Annotated in this window: 1 pseudogene; it reads left to right on the top strand. The window is 74.7% G+C overall.

Going from position 1 to position 328, the window contains the following annotated elements:
* Nucleotides 1-328 (top strand): annotated as a pseudogene (locus tag ACLQ24_RS30490) (monooxygenase); the annotation flags it as partial.

Raw genomic sequence — 328 nt, 5'->3', positions numbered from 1 at the left:
GGCTGCGACTGGACCTTCTACCTCAACTGCACCAGCACCGAGTACGCGCAGCGGTTCGGCGCCGACCCCACCCGCCGGGTCTTCGCCCTACCCCGACACGTCAGCCCCGCCGCCCGCACCCACGTCGACACCCACGCCGACCAACTCCTCCCGGCCGACCACGCCGCCGTCGTCCACGCCACCACCACCCGCATGGCGGTGCCAGTCCTCGACATCACCCCACCGGAGCGCATGGTCTGGCCCGTCGGCGGCGGCCACGCCGTCCTGCTCGGCGACGCCCTCGCCCCCGTCCGCCCGCACACCGCCCGCGGCGCCAACAACGGCATCG

Origin of the sequence: Micromonospora sp. DT4 (assembly GCF_049841675.1) — a bacterium.
In the GTDB taxonomy this organism is placed as follows: Bacteria; Actinomycetota; Actinomycetes; order Mycobacteriales; family Micromonosporaceae; genus Micromonospora.
The sequence above is the reverse complement of the archived record's forward strand: the minus strand, read 5'-3'. Positions and strand labels throughout refer to the sequence as shown.